At 62.5% G+C, this 12,681-nt stretch carries 1 protein-coding gene; it reads right to left on the bottom strand.

From position 1 onward, the window contains the following. Window positions 1-82: 82 nt before the first annotated feature. Window positions 83-12,493 carry a filamentous hemagglutinin family protein gene (locus ACA057_RS15230; RefSeq protein WP_497349910.1) on the bottom strand — a complete coding sequence of 4,137 codons (12,411 nt, stop codon included), beginning with the start codon at window positions 12,491-12,493 and terminating at the stop codon, window positions 83-85. Window positions 12,494-12,681 lie beyond the last annotated feature (188 nt).

The following is a 12,681-nucleotide window of genomic DNA, read 5'->3' as shown; positions in this document are numbered from 1 at the left end:
TACAGTTGGTCGGGTTGTATGCAGGCGGTGCTCGGCAAAAAAAAGGCGACCCGAAGGTCGCCCGAAAATTACAACGAGAGTTCTATAGCGTGAGATTGCCGCGCTCCTCCTCGGTCAAGCGCTGGCGTGCCGACTCATCCAGTGCTCCGGCACCCAGCACCTGCACCGGGCTGTCCGGGTTGTAGGTCGGCGTCTGTGCCCGGCTCGCACCGTCGCGGGTCGGTGCCAGTTGCTCGGAACCGAAACTCAGTACTTGCACGGTGAACACCGAGGCCTGGTTTTTGCGCGCTGCGGCTTGTTGTTGGCGTGACATGTCCTCTGCCGCCTGCGTGGCAGACGTCGCAGCGGAACTGGCCGATGTGATCGCGCCCGTATTCACCGATGCCGTCACCGGGATTCCCGACGATTTGCCCTGCACCTGGATGTTCGCCGCGTTGACCACTCGCAAGGCGATGATGTTGATGTTGCCCGATACCCGGATCCCCGCCTCACCCGCATCAATGGTCCCCAACGGCGCGATCAGGTCGATGTCCCCTGGCGGCACCTCGGCAATCGGGTTGAGCGTGGCGATACCGGCACCGGTGCTCGGTACCGTTGGCGACAAGGTCACGTTGCCCCAGGTGTCGTAGACACGCTTGGGCGGTGTGAACACCACGGTGGTTTTCGACCCTCGGCCGGCGTTGATGTCGCCTTCGGCCGACCAGCCAAGAATATTGCCGCCGAAGGTGGTCATGATCCGGCTCTGCCCCAGCAGGATACTGCCCTGGGAATACAGCTGAATGTTGCCCTGGCCCTGGGTGACGATGCCTGCCGTGGAGGGCGGCGCCGCGCCTTCGACACCGAACACCTGTCCGCCACCGGGCGTGAGCATCTGGATATCGCCACCGAACAGCGTCTTGATGCCCGCGCCGCCGTACAAAGTGATGTCGCCGTCGTAACGAATCGGATTGCCGGCCACGTCCGTGGTCGGGAACAGCGCCGCAATCGCATTACGTCCGCGCAGGTAGCTGCCCTGACGCGGACCGTCCTGATCGCTGTATTCCAGGCCACCGGCACGCAGTTCAGCGAAGTACACCTGCCGAGCGAATATCGCTTGCTGGATGCCCGGCAGTGCAGCGTAGAACGCCCGCGCCTGTTCTTCGTTACCGCTGAATCCGTAGCCCAGGGTCAGCCAGGCTTGCAGTTCTTCACCGTAGGTCCTGACCACCTTGCCCGGTTGAGCACTCAGAGGCACACCGTTGACAGCCAGGTTATTCGGGTCCAGATAGCGGGCGATGAAGTGGCCGTAATCCGGGCCTTGCGCGCCCGCGCCGGCCTGCAACACCACGCTCGCGCCTGGGCGATCATCCCCTGCCCTGACCGCCCCGATGCTGGAAATCGAGGCCTGGTTCTCCATCAGGATGCTGCGCCCGGCATTGATGTCCAGGGTCCCGGGGCCACCGACATCAAAGCTGCTGTAGAGGATGTCGCGGCCGGCGGACACCCGCGATACCTCGTTTGAGTCGTTGTTGATGAACAGGTTACCGGCCGAGAAAATAGAGTCGCTGCTCCTGCCCATTTCAGAGGTCGGTACAAAAGTCGGCTGACCCAGGGTCGTACCGGATGCGACGATATCGCGACCGGCAAGCATCCAGACCGGTCCCGCGGCTTCGTACCAGGTACGCAGTGTTTGGGTGAACGTCAGCGTTTCACCGCTGCGAACACCGACCAGATCACCGGTCAACGCATAGATCCGTGCTGGTCCCTGCACGCCACTGAGTCCCGAGTAGCTATTGGCCCCGAACGCGAACAACGGGTAGCGACGGTTGGTGTCCGGTAAAACACCATCACTGCCGCTGTTCGACATGATGATCCTGTCCGAGTTGTAACGGCCATAGCCGTTGAAGGCCGGTGCAAAAGGTGTGGTGATCGCCAGCGGGCTCGCGCCGGATTGATTGATCGCGTAGCCACCGGCGTAGATCGAGTCACCCGCCAGTAGCTCAAGTTGCCCCGCTGTCGAAGGCGCCAGCAGCAAGGAGTAGCCCACCATGGGCGCCTCTTTCCCGGGGCCGAAGCTTGCCGATGGTCCGGCAAAAATAGAGCCTTGCGCAGCCACTGCGCGCAGGATCGACGGATAGACGAATCGGCCATCCGTGGGTGAGGTGTTTTTCCCCGAAGCGGGTGAAGCGGAATCCACATCCGCCAATTGCGTACTCGGCGTGAGGTTACCGCCGGCGGAAAACAGATCAATGGCCGTGTGGTCGGTCCACAACGAGAAACCGGTCAAACCACCGCCGGCATGCACCACACCGTCAGGCGTGGTGAACGGCGTGGAGTTCTGCAGTCGCACGCGTCCCGGGTCCGCCGCGCCACCGAGCACCAGATCGCCGCGGGTGCTGATACGCATGCCCGAATCGCCGGGAATCAGCACCAGGCCGCCGGTTGCGCTACTGGTTGTGGCGTTGAATGGATCATAGGCGCGGGTTTCACGCAGGTCCTGCTGAAAGTTGAAGGTGCCGTATTGCAGGTTGATTCCACCCACGGCGCCGCCCGTCAGCTGCGAAGAACCCCGCAAGTTGATCAGCGCGCCTTGCAAGTCGTGGTCGGGATTGTCTGTGCCGGTCTGCCCGGCACGAGCCCGCAGCGAAGGGTTGAGCGTACCGCCAATGCGGATATCCAGGTCCCCGCCACCCGTCAACGTGAGACTGCCGTCACTGCCGACACGGCCGGTACTGGCGACGGCCACAATGAGGCCCTGGCCACGAGGGTATCGATTGGTCTTTTCATCCCCCATGACTTTGAGCATGCCGGCGTCCGTCCCGGCGCGCAGGCTGACATTGCCACCGCCCAACGTACCAAACCCTGTGAAACCGACCAGATACGGCCCGTTATCACGCTGTTGGTCCGGTAAAGGCTGTGTTGCATAGCTGCCAAAGTTGACCCACCAGGCCGTCGGTACGTCGTCGTTGCCGGTACCTTGTCGCCAGAGCCAGTTGCCCACGGCGACGCTCGGGACTTGTTCGCGTGTTGTCGGCCCGTTGATCGATCGACGTCCGACCGTATCGCCTGAAACAGCGCCCCCGGCGTTAATCGTCAGGTTGCCACCCAGCTGCGGGAACCAGGCCTGGTAGAGGCTATCGCTGCCGCCATCGACCCATTGCTCGTAGTCCTTGCCGGCACTGCCCAGCACTGAACCATCGTCCGACAGTCGACCACGGGGCAGGTTGTAACGCTGATCGACGTCGCTGGACTGGGTGCCGGCCGTGTACACTCCGAAGGGTGAATCCATGCTCAGGTTACCCGAGGCCATCACCTCCAGGTCGCCCGTACCGGTGCGCAGCACGCTGAACATCTGGCTGTGCGTCTTGGCCATTTGACCCGCTTTGCTCTCGACACAAAGCTCGGGAATGATGACGCAGTACTCCACCATATCGTCGGTGACAGGGTTGTAGTCAGGCATACCCAACCAGTTGCCGGGCGCCCAGGTCCAGTGGGCCATGGGGGCGCACGCGGCAGGATCCTCAGCGCATTTGGCCAGCTGGTCTTCGGAGACCGGTTCAAAGGCTGGCATGCCAAATTTGTTGCCTTCGGTCCATACCAGTGGTGCGCCGCTCGATACCTTCATGCCGAAGTGGGTATCGGCAAGCCGCAAGTGACCTTCCGTGCCCAGTGGCTTTATCGCCCGGCTGTCAGCGGCTTGGGTATCAGCGCCCGCCACGATTCGCATCGACCATGACACACTGCCGGAAGGCAACATGCTCGCCAACGCCCAGTTACGACCTTGTTGAGTGCCATTCAACGGACGCAATTCGATCATGTCGGTCCCTTCGGCCAGTACCACGTCGGTCATGGACGGGATCAGCGAACCACGGAGCAAATCCAGCGAACCCGCCAGTTTTACACCGGTAGTCGTTTGCATGTCCGGGTCGAAACTGCCCGGCAGCGGCACGCCTTTGGGCCAGAGCATGCCTTGCATCGCGGTGAGTTTGTTCAACCGGATGCCTGCCCCCAGGCGACTGCCGGCCGGTAGCGTCAGGCCGTCTTTGAGTAAGGTACCCGCGGCGTACAGCAGATACCCCTCGCTGTCATGCACCGCAGCCGCCAGCACGGTGCCGGCGCCGAATGTGTAGGGTTCTGCCAGAATTCCCTGGGTGGCCAATAGTGTGCCGCTGGAAAGGTTCAGCCCCTGGATAGGCAGGTCATAGTTGAGCACGGCGCCTACCGGGAATTGCGTCCCTTCAGCCAGCGTTGCCCCAGCGACCGGCACAACGAGGTCACCACCAAACGGCTGCACGCCCGGCAGCAGTTTCCAGCCGTTGTCGTCCACGGTTTGCGGTGGCGGAGCAAAGCCATCGTTGATGCTGCCAAAAATATCGAGGTTGCCCCCGGCGCGAATCACCAGGCTACCGGCCTCTCCGGAGCCGTAAACCGATGCCTTGGGTGTGTGCGGGTTGAGGCTAACGTAGCGGTAACCGGACAAGTCCAGATCACCCTGTACCACCAAGTCGCCATCGGTGGTTTTGCTGGCGATTTCCACCCCGGGGCGCAGGTGGAAGGCATCGGTAAATGCGGCATTGTTCAAGCCGGCCAATTTGCGCTGCAGCAAGTCGGGGTTGGCCAGGGCCGCGTTGATGAAGGCGGTGCTGTCCATGTGAATGTTGTCCAGGTACGCCTGGTCGATGATCTGATACGGACGGCCGCTGGTCGTCGGGTCGACACCGTCCACGGCATCGATGTAGCGACGTGTGGCATTCAGGCCGATGGATCGCGCGCCCTGAATGTTCAGGGCACCGCTGGCGTCAATGGCGATGTCGCCCGCCCCCAGGCGCGGCGCATTGAGCTCCAGGGTGCCGCGCAGTTGACCATCATGTTGGCCGGGTAGATTGCCGGGGACGGCGTCGGTGCCGTGGCGCAGATCGATGCGCGCACCGGAGGTCAGGGTCATCTGACCGTCACCGGAATTGAGTTCGACCATGGCGCGGTTCGGTGCGTCGATGATCTTGCCGTAGCTGTCGACCCGCAGCTGTCTGCCATGGGCATCGAGTACCGCACTCCCGGCCAGGATCAGGCCGTTCTTGCCCGACAAGCGAATACTGCCGACGCGCTCACCACTGGCATCGATCAAACCGACAACCGTGAGGCTGCCGTTATCCACCGAGACGTTGACCTCGCTGGCCTTGAGCCCGTCACCGATCACCAGGTTGCCTTGCTTGAGCTGGAAGCTGCGGCTGCCGAACACCTGTCCGGCGTTCAGGCGCTGGTTGAGTGCGGCGAATTCCTGATTCAACTCGCCGCTGCTGCCCAACTGCCGGGCACGAATATCCACGCCGCCCGCCTTGTACGGAACCCAGGTGCCGCCTGCGTCGAAGTAGCCGCTGCTGGCGCCAAGGATTTCCCCCTGCAAATCGACCAAACCCGCACCGGACGCCAATGCCACGGCACTGAGGTTGCCACCCTGATTGTTGCTCGCCGACAGGTCAATGCGCGAGCCGGCAGCCTGGCGAATGTTGCCGTTGCTGCTGTAGAGCGCCACGTCACCGCCCCAACTGTATTTCTTCACATCGTTGAAGGGCAATGTGCGCCCGGCCATATCCAGATAAGCGCCACTGTTCAAGGTCAGGTCGTCTTCGGCCTTGACCGTAAGCTTGCCGCTAGCCAGGGCGATGCGACCGTCGAGCAGGACGTTGCGCGCTTGCAGGTTCAATTCCGCGCCCAAGGCATCCGCCACGGCGGTATCGACGCCATGTGGCGAGATCAGGCTCAGGCCATTACCGGCCTTGAGCAGGTTGACCGATCCCGCTTCCCCGGTGAGTAACGGCGTGCGCAGGTTCAGGTTGCCGCCGCTGTAGGCATATCCCGTGACCGGATTGTAAGCGCCCTGCTGTTCATAAATGGCGAGGCTGCCCTTATGGTTGGCGGTGATGCGCTCACTGGCGTTCAAGTTGACGTTGGCAAAGCCCAGCGCCAGGCGATCATTGTGATCCAGACCATTGGGCTGCGGGTTCGGGCCATAGCCGAACTCGATGCGGTTGGCCTGGATATCCAGCGTGCCGTGACCTGATCCCGCGCCGCCGCTGACCATGGCACCTGGTTGCTGAGGCGAGCCGTTCCAGATCAAATTGGCGGTACGGACGTTGGCCACATCGTTGCTGTCGCCCAAGCCATAAATGGCTGGGGTGACCAGTACCAGATTGTCCAGCCGGCTCTTGCCGGTCTGCGGGTCCAGGGTGTCGAGGGTGACGCTGCCGAAGAAGTTGAACGACTCTCGGGTCGTCAGGCCAAGGGTTTCCAGGGCCGGTGCGCCAAATTGGGTGTCGCCACGCAACAGGCGATCGAGGACGCTCTGGTTCAACGTCATGCCGACCGGCAACCGATCCCCCACCGCCGCCAGCGCCTGGGCGCTACCGGCATTGACAGCGCCCACCGCCAGACCGAGATGGCGGGTACCGAAGCGAACGGCCTCGTCCATTTCAAATTGATTGTCCGTGGAGGCGATGATGCTGCCATTGGAATAGAGCAACGCCGGGTTGCTGCACGCCTGGGAAGCACAGGTGCCGATACGAATGCTGCCGGCGCCATCCAGCCCCGTAGCCGCCTCAGGCGCCAGGACGCTGGTCCAGCCGTTGGACACTACCAGCAAGCCTGCCTTGCCGGTTTGATAGACGTAGCCTTGCATTGAATCAAAGAGTACGTCGCCCGCCCCCAGCGTGTTGATACCCGCACCCGCCTCGATGGTGATCCCGCCAGCGGTGGATTGCGTCCTGAGCACCACCTCCGGCGCCGACAGCATCGCACCCTCGCGCAAGATGATGTTTTTTGTGTTGCCTCTGAAATCTACGATGTTGCCTGCCGTGCCGTAGAACACGACGGGTGAGGAGCCGATAACCAGGCGCCCGGCTGTCAGGCCGTTGAGGGCATCGGCGTACACCGAAACACCCTCAAAACCCGGGGTTCGGGAATGGCCCGTGCCGAGCACTTCAATGGATGCTCCGGAATTTGCCCGCACCACGGTCGTGCCGGTCATACCACCCTGGGCTGGAGTGGCCAACACCTGGCCATTGAACGCGAGGGCAATGTCTTGATCCCCCCCGACACTCATCATCAGTTGCAGGGTCTTGGCGTCCATCGGCGCCCTGGCGCGCGGGATGCCCCGACGTGCGGCGTCACTCTGTATAAACTGCGTGAAACTGGTTTCGTTGTATTGGGAATAACGGCGCAACACGTCGGCCGAAGTCAGGATCACCTGGCTGGGGACGCTGTCGCGCAGCCCGGTATTGGCGATCGACATTTGCCCGTTGCTGGTCCACGAACCGTTGCGCATTTTCAACGCGCCGCTGCTGGCGCCCGGTGTTGCCTGGCCGTTGACCTCGACCCGGAAGGCACCGGGCAACAGGGCAAAGGTCGACGGCAACAAGGTATAGGTGCCGGCAGCCAGGCCCGGTACACCGGCGCCAATAGTGATTTGTTGGCCAATACGCGGGTCGACGGCGCCCGCCTCCGCCAGCATCGGCGCATAGACGCTCTGATTGCCCGGAACGATGGCATACACCGGGTTGCTGCCCAGGCCTGGCAAACTGAAGGTGCCATCGCTCGCATTACGCACCAATGGATTGAAACGCGCATCAGTGGAGCCGCCACGCCCGGAGACGAACCCGGCCCCGCGCAAATCGCCGCCGCCGGAGAGGTCAATCAGCGCACCGTTCTGCACATCCAGGGTTTGGGCGTTAAGGTTCACCCCGTCCAACTCGGTGACAATGCCGTTCAGTACCACGGAATTGCCGTTGTACTGGTAATCGATGCCATCGGTGGTGCCACCGTACGGCATGACCAATCCGGAACCGCTGACCGACGTCACACTGCCAGGCAACAAGTGGACTTGCTGGCTCGGGACAAAGGCATCAGCGCCCAGGGTGATCGACCCCAAAGGTGCGCGGATGACGCCACCTTGTTCAATGAACCCGGCCCCCAGAATCAGTTTGCCAAAAACCGAGTACGGCAACTGCATCGGTGCCGCCCCATGGCTGCTGATACGCAAGGTACGCGCGTTCTCCGGCACCGGCACGGGGGCCTGATAACCGACCAGCACCTCGGCCGTTGCACCGCTGGCCGGGTAGATTTGCCCGGCACGCAGGTTCATGTCCCCGCCCGTCCACAGACGGGACCTGCCGTTTTCATCGGTTGCGTTCAGGAAACGCATGTCGCCGCTGCTGTCGAGCGTCACCAGGTCAAAGCCACGGCGACTGACTGCCAGCACCGGGCCGGTGAATTGCCTGATTGTGCCTTCGTTGCCGAACGACAGCGTGTTGCCGAGGTCCAGCAGGTTCGCATTGGCGCTGAATTGCGCGGCCGACAATTTTGCAGTCGGATTGCTCAGCAACCTGGGACGCAAACCCGATTGGACGTAGTACTTGCCCACGCCGGACAGACGCATATAAGGCGCGGACAGGTTGATACGCGCGGTATCTTTCGACGTTTCGGCCAACGACAGTGAGTCTGCAAACAGGCTCAAGCTCTGGTTCATGTGCAAGTCGACATCGCCGTCAAACGTCATCAAGCCGTTGCTGAACAGGCTCAGGTTGTCGAAGCCACCGGCCATCAGCGTGTCGGCACTCAGTCGCGCAGGGCCATAACGCAACGTTTCTGTCGCCTCGCCAGGGCGCAGATCGCCCGGCAGTAGTTTGTCTACCGGCCGTTGGGAAATGATCATTTCTCGGGGCACGCGAACCGCGTTGACGGCCTGGAAGTCGTTGTAGACCGGCGTATCGATGGCAATCTCCAGACGCCCGCCCGCAGCGCCCGCGCCACCGGCAGCCGCGTGCAGATTGCCTTCGATGAACAGACCGTTGTAGGAGCTCAAGGCAATACGCCCGCCATCCGTCGCGACACGGGTCGGTCCTTGAACGGCGATATCCAGCAGGGCTTCGGCACCGGAGGCTTCCAGTCGCGCACCCTTGCGCACGATCACATAAGCGTCAGCTGACAGGGCGGTCGCCTTTTTCGAATCGATTTCACCGCCGACGATGATGCTGCCACCCTTGCCGACCTGACCGTAGACCCGGCCCAAGGCATCAACCGCGGTGGTCGCGCGTCCGGCAACATCCAGCACGGCGTGCTCGCCTATCCAGATTGAGCGGTTGTGCGGATTTCCATCCGCCGCCAGATAGGACGTGGCCACATCGATATCCGTATAGCGTTGCTGGCGGATATCAAGGGTGCCGCCCCAGGCATTGAGTTCACCTTCGAGGGTGATTTGCCCGTTACTGCGCAGCTCGATGCGTTGCCCTGGGTCGACGCTGATCCGCGAGCCCAGGCCGAGCGTCAATGTGCTGTTGTCCGGGTCATACAGCCTGTCCTGGCTGGCGCCGGCCCGCAGTGAAAGGCTCGCCCCACCGCGCTGGGCCAGCACGCCCTTGGTCGGATTTTCCTGGAACAGGGCCGGCGTCCAGAGTTCCAGCGCCGCAAGTGGGTCGACACCGCCGGGCTGGTTCGGCACCGAATCGGTGAAGCGCAAAACCGGCATCGACACGTCGACAATGGCATCGTCGGCCACCGCCATATCCGTCAGGCCAATGAGTTTGTAGGCCGAGAATCCTTTACTGAACAGGTCCGGCGCCAGTTGCAGCGTGTTATCGGCAACAGGACTGTCGGACTGGCCGATCAGAATCTTGTTGGCCTGGATCGTCAGCGTTCCGCCACCTGTCACGCCATAACCCCGCACGTCGCCGTCGATCAGCATTTGCGACTGGCCTGGCGCGGTGTCTGCGCTGGACTCAAGTATAACGTCGCCGCCCTTGCCGCCACGGGTCTTGCCATTGGCCAACACCGCGCCGCCGGACGACACGTCGACCACGCTGCCCTTGGCCAGATTAATGTCGCCCGTGCTTCGGATCGACACCCGCCCGCCATTGATGTAGGCCAGGTTGTTGATGTCGGTCGCGTCGTTGCGCACGTTGCTCCACAGACCGCGGGTGTCCAGATGCACACCCTCGGCAACGGTCGTGAGAGTCGGTTTTGCTGTTTCTGTCAGGGCGCTACCCAGGCGCAGGCTACCGGAACGTGCGGTCAGGTCAGCGTTGACCTGTACCTGCTGCCCGTACAGCGTGATGTCGCCACCGCTCTCCACGGCCACGGCATCATTGACCTCAACCTTATCCTTGACGGCGATCTTCAGGGCCCCAAGTCGCAAACCATTGAGCAAGTCGGTATCGAGAAAGAGCTTGCCTTTGCGCGCATCGGACACCACGCCAGTCAGGCCCGGATCGGCACCGTCAGCCGGCCGCTCGCCGCCAATCCGCACCGCATCCAGCACACCCGAGTGCAAATAAACCAGGCCGCCAGTGGTGGCCGACCAGCTCGGTTCGTATTCGCCGATGATCAACTGCGCCCGGCGCGCCACGGCGGTTTGCGCCTGGGTGTAGCCGTCAAGTCCGGCGCGCGGGGCCTGGTTCTGGCGCTCCCCCTGGAACACCTCGCCCGACAACTGGCCATCGAGCACCGCGTTCTTGCTTGAAACCACCAGTTGCCCGGCATCGCGACCGATCGAGTAACCCGTCTCAAAACGTCGGGTCGGTGCAATCAGCGGGCTGTAGTAGTAGTCGGTCTGGCCCCAGCGTTCGCTGTGTTCTTCATAACCTTTGTAGAGACCGGTGTAGAGAATGTCCCCCGGCGCCCGCGACACGTCATACAAACGCCCGTCCGCGCCACGTAACCAACTCTGGCGGATGAAACCGCTCTGCACATCCAGGGTGCCGCCAGACAGGTTGATCCGCGAACCCTTCTCGGTTACCACATCGTTGCCGCTGAAACTCACTGTGCCGCCCTGGGCCATCCATTCGCCAATGCTGTGGCCCTGTGTGCCGAGGTAACCACCAACTTCCAGCAAACCACCGGCGGTGTACCACCGATCAGAGGCATATCCGTTGGTGCCGGCGGGTACGTACACCAGTTCGCGCACGTCGACCCACACATCGTTACTGTTAAGCGCTCCGCTCTCGCGGTTGGCCGACGCATCGCGCTGCTCGTTGCCCTGGACGTTGACCTTGATGTTGTTGGCGTCCATCGCCACTTTGACGCCAATTGCACCGGAGACGTCGATCACTGCACCGTCACGCACCACGCTGCGGTGCCCGGCCGCAACAGCGACCTGGCCGCCCGTGGCCAACGTGATCGAACCGTTCTGGAACTCGATGCTGCCGCCACTGCCGATCTCGACACGCGACTGGTCGCTGCGAATGCGGTTATTGGCATTGACCGCCATCAACGCCGCATCGCGCTGACTGTTCAGGGCCGTGAGGTCGCTACTGTCGAGCATGATCGCGCTGACGCTGCCCTGGCCCAAAGTCACGCTGCCGCTGGTGTCAGTAGTCGGGTTGAGCAAGTGCAGAGTGCCGCGGGTAGACACCGAGGTACTCGCCAATAACACGCCGTTTTGCACGACCTCATGGCCGGTCATCGTAATGTCGCCAGTCGAAGCCTGGATCAGCCCGCTGTTGCTGGCCTTACCCGAGCCACTGACCTTGAAACCGGGGACGACTTCGCTGCCGGATGTGGTGGAAAGGCCGTTGCCTTCGGTGCCCGATCCTTTGCGGATGTAAAAGCGATCACCGGCACCGAGCACGCTCTGGCCCTTGGCGGTGCTGATGGTACCTGCGTTCTCCACTTCATTGCCCAGCAGCAGGGCATAACCACCGGAGTCAGTGGAAAGCATCGGCTTGTGGGTTTCAATCCGCGCGCCCTGTTCCACCAGCACTTTGCCAGCGGCATCGGTAAAGGTGGGCTGGGTGCCGCTGGTGTCCACGTACAGGCCATTCTTGCTGAACTGGTCATCGCTGATGGTCGCGGCGGCGGCCACCAGGTTGCGCACGTTGACCTGGCTGCTGCCGCTGAACACGATGCCGTTGCGGTTGACCAGCATCACCGTACCCGGTGCGTTGATCTGACCGGCAATCACACTGGCGCGGGCATTCGGGTCGTTGACCCGGTTGAGCACCGCCCAGTTCGCCTGCTGGCCGAACTCGACGGTGGTATCGCGCCCGACGTTGAAGGTTTCCCAGTTGAGAATCGCCTTGTCGGCGGTCTGCTCGATGCGCACGGTGGTCTTGCCGTCGGCCTGAGTCTGACGTGGCCCGGTGGCGTTGCTCCAGCCACGGGTCAGCGGATTTTCATCGACCTTCAGCCCGCCCTCGCCCAAGCCATTGGGCACACTCTGCGGCTGACCCAGGGCAAATTGACGCCCGGCCGCTTGGGCCGCCTGTTGCGCGGCAATCGCGGCCACGGTGTTGTTCAAGTTGTTGATCGAGCGCTGTAACTGCTGATTGATCCGTTGCTGTTGCGCCAGCGGTGGCGGCCCGCCAGGCACCTGGCCACCGGGCCGTGCGGCACCACTGGCCTGGGCGGCGCCCTTGGCGGCGAACCAACTCGAACTAAACGCCGTGGCCGCGTCGGCACTGCCGGTGATCATCAGCAACGCGATGGCCTGGGCCAAGGGTTTCAAGCGCAACAGCGGGAGCTCCATCGAGCGCACAGGGACATCCAGATCAGGCGTGGTTTTACCGCGAGGCATCACTCTCTTCCTTTTACAGTTGCGGAAACAGGCTGCGGCAACGGCTGGCGTTGCTGATATGGGATAAGGCAGTTGGCGCTGCCTGGGACCGAACGCTTGTCATGCAAAGTTCATATAGGTCCGGTAAGGCCGATACGCGC

Source organism: Pseudomonas sp. LBUM1661, from assembly GCF_059695925.1.
The sequence above is the reverse complement of the archived record's forward strand: the minus strand, read 5'-3'. Positions and strand labels throughout refer to the sequence as shown.